Here is a 20209-nt window from a genome sequence, read left to right as displayed (position 1 = left end):
ATTCTTCAAAATTCTCTTTTTTTAATGTGTTCAAAATTCAGGGGAATTAAGGTATATGACGATGGAAGTAGACATTCTGGAGTTATCGGACAGATCTGCAAAGTTTGTGCTGTCCCGGGTAAGCATGGCTTTTGCTAACGGCGTACGGCGTGCCATGATCGCCGATGTACCCACTCTTGCAATCGAGTATGTAAACCTTTACGACAATACCTCCGTGCTCTATGATGAACAGCTGGCTCTCCGTCTCTCCTTAATCCCGCTTGTAACGGATATAGAGACGTATATGCCTCAGGCTGAGTGTGAGGTCTGCGGAGGAGAAGGCTGCCCTGCCTGCGAGGTCTCCTTAACCCTCAGTGCAGAAGGTCCTGGTACCGTTTATTCGCGTGACCTTATCTCTTCTGATCCCAAGATCCAGCCGGCAGATCCTAATATCCCGATTGTTGAGCTGAAAAAGGGACAGAAGCTCGTGCTCGAGGCTATTGCCCATATGGGCTACGGCAGAGACAGCGTAAAATGGCAGGCAGGCGTTGCCTGTGGCTACAAGAACGTACCTGTTATAACCATTGAGAACTGCGATGCCTGCGGACACTGTGCGGCAGAATGCCCTAAAGGCATTATCCGGGTTGAAGAAGCAGGAGCAAGGATTGCTGAGGACGACCTTATAAAATGTTCCCTCTGCAGGCTCTGTGAACAGGTATGTGACATTAACGCTATAAAAGTGGACTTCTACGAAAACGCTTTTGTTTTTACCATGGAGTCCGATGGTTCATATACTGCTAAAGACCTTACCATTAATGCCGCAAACGTCATTAAAGGTAAAGCCGAGGAACTTCTGGCAATTCTGGACCAGCTCTGAACCCCTGGTTAAACCAGAGAGTTCAAACCGATTTTTTCGGAGCCTATTTTCTGGTTCCGGAAAACTCTCTGCACAGAGGATTTTCTTTACATGATTACTTCCGAGACCATTTCTTTTATTGCAGGATCTTTCGGCAATTATTGTCAGCGCCACTCATGACTCGAAACGTTTATATATTATCCATGATATTGTGAGGAAGTGCAGGGCGCAAGGCGCGCCATAATTCACAGGAAAACACGATGCGAGGGTTGCCCAGCCAGGTCAAAGGCGCTAGGTTGAGGGCCTAGTCTTGTAGGAGTTCGTGGGTTCGAATCCCATCCCTCGCACCAGATTTCTTAATTCTGTTTAACTTAAAATCAATGTATTTTAATAAAAAAATTTTTAAAATCATTAAAGCCAATTCATTTGCTTAATCGAAATGCGAGGGTTGCCCAGCCAGGTCAAAGGCGCTAGGTTGAGGGCCTAGTTTCGTAGGAATTCGTGGGTTCGAATCCCATCCCTCGCATCCAGACTTTTTTCTATATCTATCAGAAGTTTATGTTATTTTTTCTTGTAATTTTACAGAAAAATTACTGCCAATCCTTTTGTTTCGATTTAATAACGAGTTGATCCTAAAACTCAAAATTGCTCCTCAAAATCTCGAACTCATGATACTCAATCGATTTTCGAATCATGAGCTATAATTCTGAAACTTTCATTATTTGAGAATAAAATTGGTTTTGAGATGAGCTCAGCATGTGATTCATTTGCCTTTGAGTTCAAAGTTAAATTACAAGGTTTTTCAGACTGAGTTTGCTGTTACACTAAAATCTTCTTTAGGCATACCAATATTTAATTTTGGTATTTTATTTGATTGCGATTTTGAAATTATGTTCCATAATTACCTATAGTTTATAGGTTTACATATGAAAATTAACAATTTTACATATGAAAATTAACAATTTATCATACTAAATTTCAATGAAAATTTGTTCAGTATTTTTCAGTATTTATATTTGTTGTGGAATTTATCCACACGTTAACAGCTTTTAACCTGATCTATAGTAGTTAATTTGCTAAAACGGCACCGTGAAAAATATTTTTATTTTTAATGTCAATCTGCCGAAAGCAGGTAAAAAGCTTCTAGTATTTTGAATAGTACAGAAATTTCAATCACAGATATTTTTTCGTTATTGCTGCTACAAATATTGTAACAATACCTCCGAATAATGCAAGAATACTACCAGAAAAGATTTGTGGCCAAAATGCATTGGAGCCGATCGTTAACTGGAAAGGAGGTGATGTACTGGGTCTAATATCTGTATCACCTGTATACCTTGCTCTTATAATGTGCGAACCAAATGGAAGAGACGAAGTATCCAAAGTTGCCTGTCCATCTGTTAAGTCTTTAATTCCATTTTCTATAGGGGTTGATCCTTCCATGAAAATAATTTTGCCTGAAGGGTGTTTTGTTCCTTGCGATGTTGTATTTACTTTAGCTATAAGCGTTATAGGTTTTCCAATTAAAGATTGAATTAGATATTGATCGAATGAAGAAGATATGGAAGTTGTGGTTTCTACTCTGGATTCTTGAAAAGAACCTATAAACTGGCCTATACCAGAAGGACGATTTCCTACAAACACTCTGCTGGGGAGAACAGTGTTAGTTGTGGTGTTAATTACAGAGACACTGCCAGAATCGTTTTCGCTACCTGCAGTTGTTACATACACCCACTTTCCATCTTGTGCGATCGAAACTCCACAGGGATTCTCATCTACAATTATATTTTCGGTGACCATATTTATGGTTGTATTAATTACAGAGACAGTGCCAACGTATTTGCAATGGTTTGCCACGTATACCTTTGTTCCATCAGGAGTAACTGCAACACCGGCGGGATATTTTACTACTTTCACAGTGGCTGTAACATTGTTTGTAACTGTATCGATTACAGAGATATTGTCGCTACCTTGGTTAGTTACATATACTTTTTTCCCATCCGGTGAAACCGCAACTCCATAAGGGCTGGTTCCTACCTTCACAGTGTCTATAACATTGTTTGCAGTCGTATCGATTACGGAGACAGTATTATTGCCACTATTTGCCACGTACACCCATTTTCCATCAGGTGTGATTGCAACTCCAAAAGGTTTAGGTCCTACATCGATCTCGAAAATAGTATTGTTTATAGGGTTAATTGCGTAAACCTTTTCGGTCACATAGCTTGAAACATATAGCGTTTCATCTTTAGCTATCGCAACTCCAAAAGGTTTGATTCCTTTGCCTTCGTCTACAAGCCTTGTTGTAACCTCGTCGGTACCTGTGTTGATAATAGAGAAAGTGTATCCAAGATCATTGTCATTGCCATAGTTTGTTACATATACCCTTGTTCCATCATGATTGACTGCAACTCCTACAGGATTATTCCCTACAGGCACAGTGGAGATTACCTTATTAGTTGTTGTGTTAATTACCGAAACATCATTGGTTTTCTCATTTGGAACATATGCATATTCAGCAGACGAGCCACTTTGTAAAGAGGATACCGGTTCTATAAATGAAAAAAGAATTAAAAATAAGAGAATAATAGTTGAAGCCAAAAGTAGGGAATATGTTTTATTTTCTTTTTTCATTTATTTCCTCGCCTCTCTATGTAACACCTGGATATCTAATTTAATATAATATTTTTGTAATTAATATTCGGATACTTAATCCATAGTTTAAAATAGTTGAGTTTTTGTGCTAATTGGTTAATTTATGCGATATGTATGTTTCTATATATGTTTTAAATCAATGAATTCTGATCCGTTTAAATAATCATAGTAGAAATAATTGTCAGAAACTCGGTTATTCATTAATAGTCATTCTAAATTATGAGTGAAGTAATAACAGGAGATTTATAGGGTCATAATGAGGCATTAAAAGAGGACTGATAACGTTATAAGTAAAGGGTTGCTCAAGCCAGTTCAAAGGCTCAGGGTTGAGAGCCTGGTCTCGTAGGAGTTCGTGCGTTCGAATCGCTTCCCTCGCATCTGGACTTTTTTCTATATCTCAAAAGTTTATATGTTTTTTCTTGTTTTCTCTCTTGTTTGTCCTGACTTCGTTTTTCTTTCAAATCTTGGAACTCATTAGAAACTAAAATTGAGTGCCTAAAACAGTAATTATTTTAATAATGTTAGCATTTGCCTAAATGTAGGAGTACATCTAAAATGTCAAAAAATAATTAATCTTTTCGCTATACTTCTAATAGCTCATTTGGTTAGTAAAAAAATTGAAAAAATTCAATGAAAAATATCAGTAATACTTTCTCAAAAATTTTATTCGGGGCAACTTTGTGATGAGATGTATAATTCAAAATGTTTGTTCTCTTAGTACACGTCTTTATAAGTTAGAAAATCATGAGTAAAAATTAACCTGCTTGTTGATTTTGACTGCAATGGTTATGTTATTATGGAAAAAATGAAGATAAAAGTGATTCGATCAGTAATTGTACCATTACTTGTATCTGCATTGATTCACATCTTTGCACTATCGGTGTTTATTTTTGATATTTTTCACATATTACCGGAACTTTTTGAAGTTCTTATGGTACTGATCAGTATATTTGTATACCCACTAGCCCCTATCTTTTACGGATTGCAGACAAAAGATCGAATAGGATCTGTTATAGTTGGAACGGTACCAATATTATGTTTGTTCTACGAATTACATCTAAATTCATTTATTGCTGGAAATGTTCCTGAAACAGAGCGGATTCTCGACATTTTTACTTATTTTGGAAGTTTGGCAATTATTGGCGGACTAGAAGGGTATTATGCATCAAAAGAGCAGTTTGATTCTCTTATCATTGCAGTAGTTCTTGCGATATTTTGGATAAGCATATTTCTAAACGGATTAGATTGAAAGTATTTGAGGTTTTGCCAAAATTGATAAAAATTCTCTAAAAGAAGAAAAATGGCACATAATCATTTATTTTGTCAAAAAATACATCAAATACCTTAAAAATATTGACATTAAATGGTATTGAATACTGAACCCATGAAGAGAACTTAAATAGCAATATGTATTTTTAGAAAAATCATATTTGGTATGATTTGCTATAGCAAATTGCATAAAACTATACATATTAATTATGTATTGATAATTTAAACTGGGGGTTTTCCAATATCACAAGATTAATAACCTCTTTAATGGAATTTATTTACATAAAATTGTGTTAAATTGATTTTAACTGGCTTTAGATAATTTTTTTTGTAAAAGACTTATTTCTATTGAATATTATTGAAAATAAAGGAATTTGGTGGATAATAGCAAAACCTCATTTTTTATAAAAAATGAAAGTGAGAGTATAACTATACTCTGAATTGTTACGAAATATGTTCAGATCAAGTCCATGTCAGTTAGATGCTTGCCAGATTTGAATACCAAGATTATGCATCAGATATATATTTCGTGTTGCTTCTCACCCGGAATGGTGCTACCAGAATTCAGGCAATCGGCTACGATTCAGGTCATTGAACTTGATTTTGTGAAAGCATATCTCTTTATCTCTTCTCTATACTCTTCTGCCATCTCAACATACTCTTCAGCATTTTCCTGTATAGCCTCAATATCTTCCTCGTTCGTTTCCCTTTTTACCGCACCCGGGACCCCAATAATAAGGCTGTTAGGCGGGAACTTCTTCCCCTGGGGCACAAGCGCGTTTGCACCGACAATTGAGTTTTTCCCTATCTCTGCCCCGTTCAGCACAGTCGAATTCATGCCTATTATTACATTCTCCTCTATTTTACACCCGTGCAGAACAGCCCCGTGCCCTACAGACACGTTGTCCCCAACCTGAACCCCATTTTCAGGGTCTGCATGGATAATAACGCCGTCCTGGATGCTTGTCCTGTTGCCGATCTCTATTTTGTTCTGGTCTCCCCTGATTACTGCATTAAACCATATGCTTGAATGGCTCCCTACCTCAACATCTCCTATTATGTCCGCAGAATCCGCAACGAAAGCCGTCTCAGCAATTCTGGGACTCATCCCTTTAAATCTCATTATCATCTTTATCCTCCACTTCTCAAGCTTTATCTTTTCTTTATCGTTTCTTTATGCGTATTGTTTATGTTATTTCTTAATTTTAGCTTCTGCTACACATTGTTTTCCCCACTTATTTCTGCATGCTTCAAAAATAGCTCCTGATTCAGGCTGCATAACGATAAATGAGATATGTGATAACAAGTATTATCAGAACAGGGCGGAAGTTTGTCCCTACTTCTGTATATTCTGCATTCTTTTTTTCAGGCTTTTCTCGCTTGAGCATGTGGTCTATTATTGAACTGATTGAAGGGTCTGTCAGATATTCCTTTTTCCTGTACCTTAGCATGAGCACAAAATGTATTGCTGTTAGCACAAAAGCCAGGAAGAAAGCCGCAAGGCCATCTATTGAGATATAGCCTGTATAATTCAATGCTCCAATGGCTAAAAAAGAAACAAAATATACCGGTATTGAGCGCAAGAGTTCTTCTTCCACAATAGGGTCCAGTTTCACGCTGTGGCTCCTTACTATCGATCAGCATATGACTTTTAATTGTATACTTATTTCCCATCACTGCCTTAATTAATTTATGTTGCTCGTGCTCTTTCTCGTGATGATGGTGTCCTTTTCACTCCTCGAGGTTCTTCCCAGGAGGATAGTGTCCTTTTCGCTTTCTCCGCTCGCTCAAGAGGCCTAATTCATAAAGAGTATAAGCTAAACTCAAAAAAGACTAATCTGGAAGATATGATTTGGAAGGTACGGAGCGGACTTTTCTTAAGGGGCTAAAAAGAGTTAAATCACGAAAATATCTTTTACCCGTACAGGTCTAATCTCTTTACAGGGTCTTTCCTCCAATGCTCGAATGAGGGAGGCCTGTCCAGGGAAGAAGAAAAGGAAGAGAACAGATAAATGGTCTATTCTTGATTTAACTTATTCCAGGCTTGACCTATTCCAGGCTCTTCATTTTACTTGTCTTTCATCTGCCTTACTTTTTCTGAGCTTCCTTTGCTCTGGTGAGTCCGAGCTCGATGAAACCTATCCATGTTTCAAGGCTTTCCCAGTCGTGTTTCGATGTAAGGATCACCGGCACTTCAGGGTTTAAGGAAAGGATGTCGTCCCTCATCTTTTCGGAATCAACATCAACTGCATGTGCAATATCAACCTTGTTTATGACAGCAAGCTCTGAAGTCTTGAAAATCATGGGGTGCTTGAGGATAATGTCGTCTCCTTCCGTGACGCTCACAACCACAACCCGCAGGTGTTCTCCCAGCTTGAAGTCCACAGGGCAGATCAGGTTGCCTACATTCTCAATAATCAGGAGATCCGTGTTATCAAGGTCTATCTCACCCAGAGCCTTTTCTACAAGCTTCGCATCCAGGTGGCACTCTTTTCCGGTATTTACAGGGATTGTCGGAACATCCAGCTTTCTAAAACGGGAAGCGTCCATCTCTGCAATAACATCGCCTGCAACAACGGCTATTCTGTATTTATCCTTAAGGTGCCTGATAGCCTCTTCAATCAAAGTGGTCTTTCCTGAACCTATTGCTCCCATAACATTTACTGAGAAGACACCGTGTTTGTCAAGAGTTTTCCTGTTCTTTTCGGCAATTTTGTCATTTGCCTTGTAAACATCATGTCCCATATGGATTACATGCATTAACATAAACATCACCAGGGTTGCTTATTATCTTGATCGGAATTCGATATTTATTATTAACTTAAATGAATTAACTTAAATTAAATTGAATTAACTTAAATTAAATTAACTTAAATTAAATTAAATTAACTTAAATTAAATTAACTTAAATTAAATTGAATTAACTTTGAGAAGCTAAAGGCTATTCATATAAGTATTTTTGAGTGAGATCCGTTGTGGACGCTTGAGATTTTTAGTGAATATCTTTTGAGAGTGATTTGAAAAGGATGTACTTTCCTTTTGCCAGTATCAACTTTCACTGAGATTCGTTTTCAAAGGAGTCAATTTCTTCGAGACCGGCCATAATCTTGAGAAGGCGCATGGTTTCTTCACTTTCCTCTTCCGAAATCTCAGATATCGCATATCCAACATGGACGAGGAAATGCTTTCCAATCATGGATTCCTCGGCACCTCCCATAAGTGCCATATTTACATCTCTGCAGATCCCGCCCATGTCAATAGTTGCTGTGTTTTCATCCACAATAGCCGTCATTTTACCAGGAATTGCTATACACATATTATATCTACCGTTTTCTTTTCCAAATTTCATTTTTCAAAATTCGATATTTTAGAGGTTTTTATAAAAAAATCATTTAAGAGAATTGATTTTGTGCAATCTCTAGCTATTTGATCTTTTCCGCTCTATTAATAGTATTCGACTTATGCTTAAGGTTTATTTTATCAATATGGTAATTGATATTTTAATTTGTATTTAACTGATGTCTGATTTAATATTTATAGAATTAAGTTCTGGTCTGTTTTATATCTTTAAGAATTTATTTCATATTTGTAAAAAAGATAAGTATTGTAATGCTAATATCTAACGAAAACTGGTTAATAAGCGAGAATTGGTCTGGCATATTTAATCAGGATGATTGTTTCTGGATTTATTAATTCGGTTATTAATCCGGTGTTTTGTAAAAGTACATATTCCAGAAATTTTATTTCAGCTGATAATATAGTTCTATTTTATATCCTTTTTGTTTCCTTATCTTTACTTTATAACTTATATTAATCCTTTCTCTACCATCTTTTTGTCTATATAAAGCTATAAATCATTATTTTAAGCTGTATTTCACTGTTTTTAAGATGATTTTTGTTTTCTTGTCTGTGATTAGTAACTTTCTTTTTATGTTACTTCCTGATTGTTTTTAGATTTAAAATTCTTTTTTATCTGAGTTTCTAACCTTTTCTGACATTTTTTCAGGGACTTTATCAGGACTTTCAGGAGGGGCAGGTTTTAAATTACCCGATAAAAACCAGGATTTGAATATATTTTTAATTATGGCTCTATACTCTGGTTTATTTATAATTCAAACATCAATTCACAAAGTCGTAAAAAATAATTTATTATTTTTGAATTTTTTTTGTGCTTTTAATTATAAAATTATCTATATTTTGGCTATTTTTTCATATTTAGTTTGCCATTTTAGAGTGTGAATTTCTGCAGTGACAGATTTTAATTTTTGCTTTTGTTTTTATAGTCAATCAATTTTACTAAAATTTATTTTGCTGATTAGTAAGGTATCTCAACACGTATTCTCATTTTCGATATATTTATATATATTTATGTTTATTTAATATATTCTATCTCTTGATTAATATATTAACCTACTTGTGTAAAAATCCTTAAATACTATTCCCTCATTCAAAACATTATCAGTATATTTATATATGCATTTATATAGTTACAGTTAGATTAATCTAAAGCCCCTTTCGACATATATTTTGGGTAAAATCAAGATGTGGTAGAGATGAGTACTGGAATGAAAAACCTTACCCGTACACTTGAGAGTATGGATTTCTTAAAAATGGACCGCCGCACCTTCATGAAGGCGGTAAGCGCTCTGGGTGCAACTGCATTTCTTGGCACCTATCAAACAGAGATTGTAAATGCGCTTGAGTTTGCAGAGACAAAACTGATCTGGATACACGGTTCAGAATGCACCGGATGTTCAGAATCTCTTTTAAACGGAGGCAATCCTGATGTTGCACAGGCTCTGACAAAACTCAATGTAAACCTTGCTTACCATGAGACGCTCTGTATGCAGCAGGGAATATGGAATGATGGTGAGCTTGTAAACACCTCAGAGCTTAACTCAGAGATTTTACTTGAAGACCTTTACAAAGAAGGAAATTACATCCTGGTCGTTGAGGGATCAATCCCCAACGGTCCGGACGGATCAGGAAGATACCTGGTTATAGGGAACAAAACGTTCAAGGAGACACTAGGAGAGGCTGCAGAGAACGCAAATGCAATAGTTGCAGTCGGTGCATGTGCATGCTGGGGAGGAATTACCTCTGCAGACAGCGATATTGAAAAGGAGACAGACTACAGAGGAGTTGCTTTCAAAAAGACCGATGCATCAAAAGGCATGCTCAAGGAACTTGGAATTGACAAGCCGGTAATTAACATACCGGGCTGCCCTGCTCACCCTGACTGGATACTCCTGACACTGGGTGCGGTAATACTTGGAAAAATAAAGATACCGGACGACCTGCCAGCAGCTCTGGACCAATACGGAAGGCCGAAGCTGTTCTTCCCGCCGGACCACACAGTGCATGAAAACTGCCCACGCCGCGGGTACTATGACAGAGGAGAGTTTGACGAAGAAGTAGGAGGAGAAAAGTGCCTCTGGAAACTGGGATGCAAAGCTCCGTATGCACATGCAGACTGTGGAATTAGAAGATGGAACGGATCGGTAAGCATGTGTACACAGGCAGGAGGACCGTGCATTAACTGTGTAGACCCGGGTTTTCCGGATGCGTCAAGGCCTCTGTATGTTGAAGCGGAAGACAAGGGAATTGTAGGGGCAAATATTGACACAGTAGCAAAGGTAGCTGTAGGGGCAGCCGCAGTTGCTGCAGGTGTGCATGCAGTAAGGAGAATGGGAAAAGGAGAGTGAGTGAAAAATGGTAAACGTTACAGTTGATCCCTTAACCAGAATTGAAGGACACCAGAGAATTTCAACAGAAGTAGATGCAAACGGTGTTATTACAGATGCACAGTCATCGTCCCTTATATTCAGGGGATTTGAACGCATACTGCAGCACCAGGACCCGAGAGACGCAGCTTTTCTTACACAGAGGATTTGTGGAGTATGCCCGCTTTCTCATGGGTTAACAGCAACAAACGCACTTGATGAATTGTATGGCGTGGCTGAACATGTCCCAAAAGATGCTCTTGTTATGAGGAATATTTTCCAGGGACTTAACATGGTGGCAAGCCATGCGACTCATATATATGTCCTGTTTGGACCTGACCTTGCAAACCCGGCATACAAAAAGGTCCTTACACCACTCGGAGACACGGGAAGCGCAGTCTGGGATGAAATGCTTGGAAGGTTTGCACCTATAAGCTACAAGATGGACGGTGCGGCTATACCTGCAGGAAGTTCATACATGGCAGCAATTCCTGAAAAGAAACGCCTTCAGGAAATGATTGCACTTATTGCAGGAAGAATGCCAGGTCCATCATCCCTGTATCCGGGAGGATACACATACCCGGCAACTGTTGCAGATATTACAAAACTGTCAACATACTATCTGCAGGTAATGGACTTCGTATCTGCACATACTCTGAAAGTTGATTTCAATACATGGATCGAAAATACATACAAGGCAAGCTCCCCTACGAAAGCGGTAAACTTCGTTACCGAACACCTGACTGACCTTATCAACAAGTCAACATCTTCCAACGACTTCTCAAAAGAAGCAGGATGGGGAGATGTAGAGTTCTATGCAGCCTTTGGTTCGGAACTGGTAGGAGAGAAACTTCTTGGCCTTCCGGCAAGCCTGAAACATGATACTATCGGAGGGTACCAGGACCCCTCAAAGATATGCTTCGTTGCATACGGAGGGTATTACAAGCCAACAGACGGATACGACCCGAGGAGCCCGGCAGGAGACAGGATTTTCACATCAGGCGTGGTATCAGGAAACCTGGAATACCTGAAATTTGATCCGGACAAGATCACAGAGAGTACGGCACACTCATTCTACCAGAACAGTGTAAACGACCTCCCGCCAGTAAAAGGTGAAACAGTTCCATTCACAGATCCTGAGAAAATCGTATACACAGGAGGATCGGACAGCCAGTACAGCTGGGACAAGGCTCCGAGATATGACGGAATTGCAGGTGAAGTCGGGCCTCTTGCACGCATGCTGAACATAAAAGAGCCGCTTGTAACAGGACTTGCTCTGGCACTGGCTGAAAATGGATATTCGCCAGCTAATGTTTATACAAGGATGCTGGCTCGCATGCAGGAAACCGCAATTCTCGCATATGAGCTTCTCAACTGGGTTACTGTTGACTACGAACCCGGGGGAAAGATTTCCGTGCCTCTTGACTTCAATGCAGCTAAAGACAGTCAGGGAATGGGCCTGTGGGAAGCGCCACGTGGAGCTCTTGGTCACTGGATTTCTACAAACGGAAGTGGCAAGGTTGCAAACTACCAGTGCATAGTTCCGGGTTCATGGTTGATGTCTCCAAGGGACAGCAATGGAATACCTGGACCGCTTGAACAGTCTCTTATCGGCTCAAAAATTAACCCGGTTGGAGAGGTAGATTACACAAATCCAGTTGGAATATTCCACATGGGCAGGTCATACGACCCGTGCATTTCATGCGCAGTCCACACAATAGACCTTACAGGGAAATGCGCTCCAAATACTCTAAGGATACTCTAAGTACAGTACAGGGAGATGACCCACGATGAAATCTAACAACAACCCGAAAACGATGGTTGTTGAGCGCTATACCATAACGGACAGGATAGCTCATACGGTACATGCTATCGCGATGATAGTGCTCATCATCACCGGGTTAAAGATATACGCTGGATGGGAGTTTATGAGCTTCCATACAGCACGTACACTGCACATGATTGCGGTCCCGTTCCTGCTTGCAGTAAACTGGATACTTATACCATACAATATCTTTTCCGAAGGGCACGGGTTAATGGGAAAAATATCGCATTTCGTAGACCATTACATCTTTGGTCCTAAAGATTTAGCTCGCCTGGTAGGCATAATTAAAAACTTCTTTGGGAAAGGCGAATACCCTGCATTCACTGTCTATGATGAAAAGACTGGCCACTACAAGACCAAACTTCACCCCTTAATGAAGATCCTGATTCCACTCGAAGGATTAGCACTCTTCTTAATTACGGTGTCAGGAATCGTCCTGTACAAGCTTGACTGGTCACTCTTTGGTCTTCCGGTAGCACAGTGGATCATTTCAATATCTGGCATGATCGCACCCACATTCGGAATGACTCCTGTAGGGTTCCTGAGGGTTCTTCACCTGCTGATGACATACTGGTTTATCTTTGAACTGGTGGTTCATGTGGGAATTCTCGAGTTTGATCCTCGTGTCTGGAAGTACTACAAAGCCATATTCTGGTCAGGAAAAGAAGACCTCTCAGACAGGCACTTTGTAGAGGTTGCAAGAAACAATCCAAATCACCTGCCTGACAGGGAACTATGGCGGGACCCGTCCGATAAACCCTCGGAAGTAAAAGAATAATTCATGAAATATTCATGAAATCCCGGAAAATGTGCGGATACAGGAAAATGCGGTATAGACATCCAAACATATCAAAATGAATAAAAATACATATATTCAGTTTCGTAATGGTGAGAGTATGACTATATTGCATTCTCCTATCCGTATCCTGGGTTTCGGAAGCCCTATTATGGGAAATGACGGCGTTGGTCTGAAAGTTATCGAGATCCTTAAAAAAGAAGAGTTTAAAGAGCTTGAAGGTCTTGACATCGAAGATGCAGGAGTCTGCGGGCTTGATCTGCTAAATCTTCTCGATGGTGCCAGAAAGGTCATCATAGTGGACGCAATTCTGGCGGGCAGCCCTGCGGGTTCCGTACACCGCATTGAAGGCAGGGATCTGCTAAAAAACGCCGAATTTCTCCCTCTGATCTCAGTACATGATCTGACCATTACAGATGTATTGATGATTGGGGAGCAGGTTCAGACTCTGCCGGAAATTGTGGTAATAGGAATTGAAATCGGATCCAGAGCCACTGAAATTACCAGGGAAATAAGCCCGGATGTGTTTAAAGGCGTTGATAAGGCTATAAGGCTTATCAGAAAAGAGGTCTCATCCTCACTTTAATTTTTTATTTCTTTCTGTTTTATCTTTAATTTTTCCGTTTTGTCTTTAATTTTTCTGGTCTGTCTTTAATTTTTCTGATCTGTCTTTAATTTTTTTGATTTATTTTACTTTTCCTTTCTGTACTTTGCATTTATCCTCTTTTTAATTGATACTTCAGATTTACCTTGTTGTCCGTAATCGTATCCTTAAAAGAAGTTCTCTTAAATAGAATGCATGGAATTTATGTATAAATAGAAGGTATAACTAGAAAGGGGTGTAAAGATTCCATATCTGGATCTTCGCAGGATATTTAGAGCTTTCTTTCTTGCATCTGTTCTTTATATAATTCTTGGTCTGAACAGATCAATTATCCGGAAAGAAATCCATACCGAAATTGCTATTAACGCACCGGCTTCCAGGGTATGGGAGGTACTTATTGATTTTGAGGCATATCAGCAGTGGAATCCATTTATTCGTAAGATCGACGGGGTTGTCAAACCGGGCAACAGGATTTCAGCTCAAATGCATCTGGGCAATCGCAGGATGACGCTTCACCCGGACGTTCTTGCTGTGAAGCCTGAAAAGGAATTACGCTGGTCAGGGCATCTTTATGTCCCCGGGATATTTGACGGCGAACACTGCTTTATCATTGAGCCTCTGAATGAAAATCAGGTTCTTTTTATTCAGCACGAGAAATTTAACGGGTTACTGGTTCCTTTTTTTACCTCAATACTTGCAGTTACCAGGAACAGTTTTGAAGAGATGAACCGGGCGCTTAAAGAACGTTCTGAAAAGGAAAAGTAAAAAAGGAAAGGGTTTTTTCTACCTTTCAGGGATTATCAGAATCTCCTGGAACCCAGTTGCTGTAGAGTTTCCACTCGATTAGAGAATCTTTACTATCTGTCTCAATGTAAAATCTCCATATAAAAGGCTCTTTATCTATTTCAACAAATTCGAAGTCTACAAGTTTGCCAGGTAAAAGCACGGATTCTTTTACTTCTCCCATGTTTGTTTTTATTATGACGTTTGACTCTTTGGATTTCAGGTTCTTTACCTCAAGACGTATTGATTTTCCAGCCTCAGCTCCAAAAGAAGATTTATCGCCTTTCCATGTTCCTGCAGCATGGAATTTGCGCCCCCGACTATCAACCGTATGAGGTAGCCGGGTTACAGGCGGAGTTATAGGCCTGGTCACACGGTCTGGTGTTTGTTCAAGCGGAACTGCCTGTGTCGTCATAATCGGAGGTTCAACTGTTGGCACTCCCGGAGGCTGGGGTATTTTTATTTTTAATGGAGGTACTCCCACCTTTGGAGCTCGAGGTGCCTTTACTGGCGGGACTTCAGGTGCCTTTACCGGTTCAACCGGAGACGCCCTTGGCGGTTTAACAGGAGGCCTGGGTTTCAGGGGAGTTGGAACTTCAGACACGTATGGCTCCGTAGCCGATGAAACCGGAGTCTTTTCCACCACACCGGGGAATTCTTCATCCAGACTTCCTATTGTCTCTGAACCTATTACCCCATCAACCTTGAGTCCTCTAGCTTCCTGGTAGCTTCTGACAGCCAGTTCAGTTTCGTCCCCAAATATCCCATTAGCTCCGGCACCGGGTACAGGGATCTCCAGAAATATGAGAGCTTCCTGTATTTTCTTTACCGCCGGGCCGCTATCTCCTCTGCGCAGGACCCTTTCTTTATCTAAACAGGCCTCTAAAACCTCATCACCTGCGAATCTAGATGATTTTAAATCGTGACCATCCCCGATAGTCATTTTCTATCCCCCACATTCTTCATAATTCTAGTCCATATACTCTGCAGCGCGTTCCGTTTTTTATATGATGTGCCGCAAATACAAAATTAAAATTTCAATATATAAACTGGTTATTTAAATATATAAATCTTTAGAAAAACTATATTTCTTTTAAATGTATATTTATTTTTAATGTAACCTGACTATTTTAGTATGTTTTAAAAAACTGAACTATTTTAATATTCTTAACTATTTCCTGAATGGTCCTTAAAAATATATTCTGGTCATTTTTATTTGTTAGAGTTTAGAAGGTTCTCCAAAGCCGTAATAGTCTTTTAATATAATAGGACCTATGTTTTATTATATTCTATTTAAAAAATAATTTTTATTATTGGGGGAGTATAATGGTTGAAGACTCTGTACTTGAAAAGTTCAGAAATCTTGATTTCATGAAAATGGACCGCCGAACATTTATAAAAGCCGTAGGTGTACTGGGAGCTTCTCTTTTTTTACAAACATATAAAAATGACATGGCAAAAGCCCTTGCCGAGCTGCCGGAAACCAAAGTGGTATGGCTTCATGGAGTGATGGATTCAGGCTGTACAATATCCATGCTGGACGGAGAAAATCCTGATATCGTGGAATTTTTACAGCTTTTTAACCTCAATTTGATGTTTCAGGAAGTTTTGATGATGCAGCAGGGGATTTTTGTTGACGGAGAACTTGCAAACACATCCGAGCTTAATTCTGAAATCCTTCTTGAGGAAATTCTTGAGCACGAAAGAGGCTATATTCTTATTTCGGAGGGAGCAGTTGCAAACGGGCCGGATGGAACCGGAAAATACATGATGATTGGGGGGGTACCTTACAAAGAAATTTACGGGAAAGCTGCAAGAAATGCCTCGGTAATCGTTGCAATCGGGCAGTGTGCAACACATAGTGGAGTAAATGCCGCTGAAAGTGAAATAGATGCCCTTCTGGACCACCGGGGAATCGCTTTTACTCTGCAAGATCCATCAAAAGGGATTGTGGACCTTCTCGGGATAGATACTCCTGTAATCAATATCAACGGTTGTCCTGCACATCCTGACTGGGTATTTTTGACCATAGGGGCAATAGCCCTTGGAAAAATCAGGGTACCTGATGATTTGCCTGAAGTGCTGGACAGGTGGCACCGTCCGAAGGTCTTCTTTCCTCCTGACCATACAGTTCACGATAACTGTCCCCGCCGCGGATACTATGACCGTGGAGAGTTCGAAACAACCGTGGGAGGGCCAAAATGTCTCTGGAAACTGGGATGCAAAGGTCCCTATTCTCATGCTGATTGCGCCACACGCCACTGGAACGGCCACCTTACCTTCTGCCCGCAGGCAGGCTCACCATGCATAGGCTGTGTACAGCCCGGTTTTCCGGATAGCACCAGGCCTTTTTTTGTCGAGATTGAAGATGCCGGGATTGTTGGTACCAATCTCGATACCATAGCAGGCGTTGCAATAGGAGCTGGACTCCTTGCTGCAGGCGCTCATGTCTTAAGAAGGACGGTTTTCAAAAAGCCAGAGGAGAAAGAAGGCACTTCCGGGGAGAATGTTCCTGAGGAGACAGGGGGCAGAGAATAATGGTGCAGGTCACAGTAGACCCCCTTTCAAGAATTGAAGGGCATTACAGGATTAATACTGAAGTCGATGGAAATGGTGTGATCACTGATGCCCAGAGCAACGGCACTGTCTTCAGGGGATTTGAAAGGTTCCTCCAGAATCATGACCCAAGAGATGCAGCACTAATGACAATGAGGATATGTGGCGTCTGTCCTGTATGCCACAGTATAGCTGCTTCCAATGCCCTGGATGAACTTTTTGGAGTTGCGGACCAGGTGCCTAAAGACGCCCTTGTTATGAGGAATATTCACCAGGGGATGAATTTTATAGCAAGCCATGCAGCGCATGTTTATGTACTCTTTGGCCCGGATCTTGCAAATCCGGCTTACCATGATATTCTTACACAGTATGGAGATACTGGAAATGCAGTATGGGACGAGTTATCCGGGCGTTTTATGCCTCTGATAAATCACTCTAACGGTACCCACTACCCTGCTGGCTCTTCTTATCTTGGTGCTTTAAGAGAGTTCCGCCGCCTTCATGAGGGCATTTCTCTTGTTGCAGGAAAAATGCCCCATTCTGTTTTACAGCACGTCGGAGGCGTGGTTTATTCCCCGACAGTTGCAGATATTCAGCAGCTTGGGGTATATCTCTCACAGACCTTAAAGTTCATAGAATCATTCACTCTTGGGGTTCCTCTGGAGACATGGTTAGAAAACACTTACAGGGCTTCTTCTCCTGAGAGAGCTGTCAATTTTGTCGTCGAACACCTTCAGGAGCTTGTGGACAATTCCCTTACAAACAATGATTTTTCGCACTCTACCGGGTGGGGAGATGCCCCTCTTTTTGCAGCCTTTGGTTCGGAGCTTGTTGGAGAAACACTTCTCGGGCTGCCAGTTAGTTTGAAATTAGACCGTTCAGGGGGTTATGAGGACCCCAATACAATTGGTTTTCTTTCCTATGGCGTTTTTTTCAAGCCAGAGCAGGGAGATGGTTATGACCCGACAAGCCCTGCAGAGGACAGAGTAATTCCTTCAGGTTATATGGACGGGAATTTGCAGCCTGAAAAATTCGACCACACGAAAATTTCTGAGAATATTACTCATGCCTTTTACATTGATGAGGAGGCGGATCGCCCTCCCTGGAATGGGCTTACAGTTCCTGAGGACAATCCTGATGAAATTGATTACACACGGGGTTCTGAAAGCCGCTATTCCTGGATAAAAGCGCCCCATTATGATGGCATTCCCTGTGAGGTCGGCCCAATTTCCCGTCTTCTGATCATGGAAGAGCCTCTTATTACGGGACTGGCAAATGCTTTTGAAGAAAATGGGTACTCCCCTGTGAACAACTATACACGTATGCTTGCAAGGATGCATGAAATCCTCTTATTGATTCCTGAAATCATGAAGTGGATTGTAGAGGACCTTACGCCAAATGCAAAGGTAGCAGTACACACGGAACTTTCCATGGCAAGAAACTCAGAAGGCATGGGCCTGTGGGAAGCCCCGCGTGGCGCTCTCGGGCACTGGGTGGCTTCCGGCTCTAATTCAATGACAACTCTGTACCAGGCTGTAGTTCCAAGCACCTGGAACCTCGCCCCGAGAAATGCTCAGGGAATTCCAAGCCCTGTTGAGCAGGCTCTTATAGGCACTAAAATCTCGGCTGCTGAAAATGCGCTTGGGGTAGACTATTCAAATCCTCTTGGAATCCTGCATACTGCCCGCTCTTATGATCCCTGCCTTGCATGTGCTATTCATACAATTGATAAAACTGAAAAGAATCCGGATCGCATAATCAGGGTGGTTTAAAGGGGGATGAAAATATGGTACGGTCTGCTGAAAAGCCCGCTTCCAGAAGACTGGTTGTTGAACGCTATACCTGGCTTGAAAGGGTTACCCATCTGGTCCACCTTATCTCCATGTTTGTCCTGTTAATTACGGGATTCAAAATTTATACCGGATGGGGTTTCATGTCTTTTGAATCAGCAAGGGCTCTGCATATGATTGCAGTGCCTTTTTTCCTTGTCGCAAACTGGCTTCTTGTCCCTTACAATATATTTTCCTGCAAAGAAGAGCACTGCAGTATTGGAGACCGCCTATATCATTTCAAAGAATCTTATTTATTCGGAAAAGATGACGCAGAACGTCTCCTTGATATAATAAAGAACTTTTTCGGGAAGGGTGAGTATCCGGCATTTACAGTCTATGACGAGCGGAAAGGACATTATGTCACCAAACTCCACCCCGGGATGAAGCTTTTGCTTATTTTTGAAAGCACGGCAATTGTCCTGGTAGCACTTACGGGAATAGTTCTTTATAGCCTTACCTGGTCTCCGTTTGGGATTCCAGTCCCAGAATGGATACTTTCAATATCCTGGTTCTTCGCGTCTATGATTAATATGGACGGTCTGGCATTAATCCGTTATCTGCATCTTCTGGCAGCTTACTGGTTTGTCCTTGAACTTATAATTCATGTAGGAATCCTTGAGCTTGACCCTGATGCATGGAAATACCATAAGGCAATTTTCTGGTCAGGAAATGAAGATCTATCAGACAGGCATTTTGTCAAAGTGATTGAAGAAAAAGACCAGGTAGGAACGCTTGCTGACCAGAAACGATTACTGGAAGAGCAGTGACGGTGATGGAAGAGAATCAGGTGATAAGAAAAAAGAACCTATCAAAAAAGAACCTATCTAAAAAAGAACCTATCAGCAGTTGAAATCAGAGAAAAATAATTGCTAAACAGGTTGAGACCTGAAAACCTCTTATTTAACCCCCTTTTTCAGGTGCAAGTATTTGTGTAAGTATTGAAAAATTTCCAAATGGTTATATAGCGTCCTTTCCATATTTATAAATGGGAATCAAGATGTATGAACTGGCGTCCGTCAGGATGAAAGTCGGCCAGATCATCCTCAACCTTTTCATTCTTTTTTTAGTGGTAGCATTTGGGTTAGTTGTGGTTGAGGTTGTTCTCAAATGTTTGATAATTGAGGGCTTCTTCTGAAAGCTTCGGCTTTCTTTTTTATTTTCTTTTTCTACTCTATTTTAATTTTCTATTCATTTTCTTTTGTTATCTAACCATTCCTTTCTTTATTTATTCTCTTTTATTTATCTGATCTTTCTTTTTTCCCTTATTCTGTTTTTTATTATCTATTACTTCATTTTTTCCTTACCGCATTCATTTTTCTCTTTACATTCAT

General features: G+C 40.4%; 17 protein-coding genes and 2 tRNA genes. 13 read left to right on the top strand and 6 right to left on the bottom strand.

The genetic code is table 11. From position 1 onward, the window contains the following. Nucleotides 1-55 precede the first annotated feature (55 nt). The 3 genes from MSMAS_RS13460 (at nucleotide 56) to MSMAS_RS13450 (ending at nucleotide 1361) form a co-directional block, all read left to right on the top strand. A complete protein-coding gene (locus MSMAS_RS13460) occupies nucleotides 56-856 on the top strand; it encodes a DNA-directed RNA polymerase subunit D (RefSeq protein WP_011034089.1) in 801 nt (266 codons plus the stop codon). A 241-nt stretch (nucleotides 857-1097) separates the two neighbouring features. Next, nucleotides 1098-1185: transfer RNA gene (locus tag MSMAS_RS13455), tRNA-Leu, on the top strand. Nucleotides 1186-1276: 91 nt separating this feature from the next. Further along, nucleotides 1277-1361 (top strand) — tRNA-Leu (locus MSMAS_RS13450). Nucleotides 1362-2008: 647 nt separating this feature from the next. Here the strand turns inward: MSMAS_RS13450 and MSMAS_RS13445 are convergent. After that, nucleotides 2009-3469: an Ig-like domain repeat protein gene (locus MSMAS_RS13445; protein ID WP_050035529.1), complete on the bottom strand. Its 1461-nt coding sequence runs from the start codon at nucleotides 3467-3469 to the stop codon at nucleotides 2009-2011. 817 nt (nucleotides 3470-4286) lie between these two features. Here MSMAS_RS13445 and MSMAS_RS13440 point away from each other — a divergent pair. Then, the gene (locus tag MSMAS_RS13440; RefSeq protein ID WP_050035528.1) at nucleotides 4287-4739 is read left to right on the top strand and encodes a hypothetical protein; all 453 of its coding nucleotides are present in this window, start codon (nucleotides 4287-4289) and stop codon (nucleotides 4737-4739) included. A 603-nt stretch (nucleotides 4740-5342) separates the two neighbouring features. Here the strand turns inward: MSMAS_RS13440 and MSMAS_RS13435 are convergent. The 4 genes from MSMAS_RS13435 to MSMAS_RS13420 form a co-directional block, all read right to left on the bottom strand. Further along, nucleotides 5343-5888, bottom strand: a complete 546-nt coding sequence (locus tag MSMAS_RS13435; protein ID WP_015412345.1) for a gamma carbonic anhydrase family protein — start codon at nucleotides 5886-5888, stop codon at nucleotides 5343-5345. 139 nt (nucleotides 5889-6027) lie between these two features. Next, the gene (locus tag MSMAS_RS13430) at nucleotides 6028-6375 is read right to left on the bottom strand and encodes a hypothetical protein (protein WP_048037169.1); all 348 of its coding nucleotides are present in this window, start codon (nucleotides 6373-6375) and stop codon (nucleotides 6028-6030) included. 472 nt (nucleotides 6376-6847) lie between these two features. Further along, nucleotides 6848-7519, bottom strand: a complete 672-nt coding sequence (gene hypB / locus MSMAS_RS13425; RefSeq protein WP_048037164.1) for a hydrogenase nickel incorporation protein HypB — start codon at nucleotides 7517-7519, stop codon at nucleotides 6848-6850. 295 nt (nucleotides 7520-7814) lie between these two features. Then, nucleotides 7815-8075: a HypC/HybG/HupF family hydrogenase formation chaperone gene (locus MSMAS_RS13420; RefSeq protein WP_011034095.1), complete on the bottom strand. Its 261-nt coding sequence runs from the start codon at nucleotides 8073-8075 to the stop codon at nucleotides 7815-7817. A 1237-nt stretch (nucleotides 8076-9312) separates the two neighbouring features. Here MSMAS_RS13420 and MSMAS_RS13415 point away from each other — a divergent pair. The 5 genes from MSMAS_RS13415 (at nucleotide 9313) to MSMAS_RS13395 (ending at nucleotide 14472) form a co-directional block, all read left to right on the top strand. Beyond that, complete coding sequence (locus MSMAS_RS13415) at nucleotides 9313-10464, top strand: hydrogenase small subunit (RefSeq protein ID WP_226987584.1); 1152 nt, start codon at nucleotides 9313-9315, stop codon at nucleotides 10462-10464. A 7-nt stretch (nucleotides 10465-10471) separates the two neighbouring features. After that, nucleotides 10472-12247: a nickel-dependent hydrogenase large subunit gene (locus tag MSMAS_RS13410; protein WP_011034101.1), complete on the top strand. Its 1776-nt coding sequence runs from the start codon at nucleotides 10472-10474 to the stop codon at nucleotides 12245-12247. A gap of 25 nt (nucleotides 12248-12272) precedes the next feature. Continuing rightward, nucleotides 12273-13085 (top strand): cytochrome b, encoded by an 813-nt coding sequence (locus tag MSMAS_RS13405; protein WP_011034102.1) that lies wholly within the window; start codon nucleotides 12273-12275, stop codon nucleotides 13083-13085. A gap of 118 nt (nucleotides 13086-13203) precedes the next feature. Continuing rightward, complete coding sequence (locus MSMAS_RS13400; RefSeq protein ID WP_011034103.1) at nucleotides 13204-13689, top strand: hydrogenase maturation protease; 486 nt, start codon at nucleotides 13204-13206, stop codon at nucleotides 13687-13689. Nucleotides 13690-13950: 261 nt separating this feature from the next. Beyond that, on the top strand, nucleotides 13951-14472 hold the full coding sequence (locus MSMAS_RS13395) for an SRPBCC family protein (protein ID WP_214023815.1): 522 nt from the start codon (nucleotides 13951-13953) through the stop codon (nucleotides 14470-14472). A gap of 25 nt (nucleotides 14473-14497) precedes the next feature. Here the strand turns inward: MSMAS_RS13395 and MSMAS_RS13390 are convergent, their stop codons facing one another. Further along, nucleotides 14498-15433: a peptidoglycan-binding domain-containing protein gene (locus MSMAS_RS13390; RefSeq protein ID WP_015412357.1), complete on the bottom strand. Its 936-nt coding sequence runs from the start codon at nucleotides 15431-15433 to the stop codon at nucleotides 14498-14500. A gap of 383 nt (nucleotides 15434-15816) precedes the next feature. Here MSMAS_RS13390 and MSMAS_RS13385 point away from each other — a divergent pair, with 383 nt between their 5' ends. From MSMAS_RS13385 to MSMAS_RS18980, 4 genes are all read left to right on the top strand, one after another. Continuing rightward, nucleotides 15817-17028, top strand: a complete 1212-nt coding sequence (locus MSMAS_RS13385; RefSeq protein WP_015412358.1) for a hydrogenase small subunit — start codon at nucleotides 15817-15819, stop codon at nucleotides 17026-17028. Continuing rightward, nucleotides 17028-18818, top strand: a complete 1791-nt coding sequence (locus tag MSMAS_RS13380; RefSeq protein ID WP_015412359.1) for a nickel-dependent hydrogenase large subunit — start codon at nucleotides 17028-17030, stop codon at nucleotides 18816-18818. Before MSMAS_RS13385 ends, MSMAS_RS13380 begins: the two co-directional genes overlap by 1 nt. A gap of 14 nt (nucleotides 18819-18832) precedes the next feature. Then, on the top strand, nucleotides 18833-19645 hold the full coding sequence (locus MSMAS_RS13375) for a methanophenazine hydrogenase cytochrome b subunit (protein ID WP_015412360.1): 813 nt from the start codon (nucleotides 18833-18835) through the stop codon (nucleotides 19643-19645). A gap of 218 nt (nucleotides 19646-19863) precedes the next feature. Then, nucleotides 19864-20013, top strand: a complete 150-nt coding sequence (locus MSMAS_RS18980; RefSeq protein ID WP_155395260.1) for a hypothetical protein — start codon at nucleotides 19864-19866, stop codon at nucleotides 20011-20013. Nucleotides 20014-20209 lie beyond the last annotated feature (196 nt).

Origin of the sequence: Methanosarcina mazei S-6 (assembly GCF_000970205.1) — an archaeon.
In the GTDB taxonomy this organism is placed as follows: Archaea; Halobacteriota; Methanosarcinia; order Methanosarcinales; family Methanosarcinaceae; genus Methanosarcina; species Methanosarcina mazei.
Note: the sequence above shows the minus strand (reverse complement) of the source record. Positions and strands in the feature narration are given on the sequence as shown.

Excerpts from the sequence above, each read along its gene's own strand:
- MSMAS_RS13420 (WP_011034095.1), bottom strand. The coding sequence starts at position 8,075 with ATGTGTATAGCAATTCCTGGTAAAATGACGGCTATTGTGGATGAAAAC.
- MSMAS_RS13385 (WP_015412358.1), top strand. The coding sequence starts at position 15,817 with ATGGTTGAAGACTCTGTACTTGAAAAGTTCAGAAATCTTGATTTCATG.
- hypB (WP_048037164.1), bottom strand. The coding sequence starts at position 7,519 with ATGCATGTAATCCATATGGGACATGATGTTTACAAGGCAAATGACAAA.
- MSMAS_RS13405 (WP_011034102.1), top strand. The coding sequence starts at position 12,273 with ATGAAATCTAACAACAACCCGAAAACGATGGTTGTTGAGCGCTATACC.
- MSMAS_RS13375 (WP_015412360.1), top strand. The coding sequence starts at position 18,833 with ATGGTACGGTCTGCTGAAAAGCCCGCTTCCAGAAGACTGGTTGTTGAA.
- MSMAS_RS13415 (WP_226987584.1), top strand. The coding sequence starts at position 9,313 with ATGAGTACTGGAATGAAAAACCTTACCCGTACACTTGAGAGTATGGAT.
- MSMAS_RS13440 (WP_050035528.1), top strand. The coding sequence starts at position 4,287 with ATGGAAAAAATGAAGATAAAAGTGATTCGATCAGTAATTGTACCATTA.
- MSMAS_RS13380 (WP_015412359.1), top strand. The coding sequence starts at position 17,028 with ATGGTGCAGGTCACAGTAGACCCCCTTTCAAGAATTGAAGGGCATTAC.
- MSMAS_RS13445 (WP_050035529.1), bottom strand. The coding sequence starts at position 3,469 with ATGAAAAAAGAAAATAAAACATATTCCCTACTTTTGGCTTCAACTATT.
- MSMAS_RS13400 (WP_011034103.1), top strand. The coding sequence starts at position 13,204 with ATGACTATATTGCATTCTCCTATCCGTATCCTGGGTTTCGGAAGCCCT.
- MSMAS_RS18980 (WP_155395260.1), top strand. The coding sequence starts at position 19,864 with ATGGGAATCAAGATGTATGAACTGGCGTCCGTCAGGATGAAAGTCGGC.
- MSMAS_RS13435 (WP_015412345.1), bottom strand. The coding sequence starts at position 5,888 with ATGATAATGAGATTTAAAGGGATGAGTCCCAGAATTGCTGAGACGGCT.
- MSMAS_RS13410 (WP_011034101.1), top strand. The coding sequence starts at position 10,472 with ATGGTAAACGTTACAGTTGATCCCTTAACCAGAATTGAAGGACACCAG.
- MSMAS_RS13460 (WP_011034089.1), top strand. The coding sequence starts at position 56 with ATGACGATGGAAGTAGACATTCTGGAGTTATCGGACAGATCTGCAAAG.
- MSMAS_RS13390 (WP_015412357.1), bottom strand. The coding sequence starts at position 15,433 with ATGACTATCGGGGATGGTCACGATTTAAAATCATCTAGATTCGCAGGT.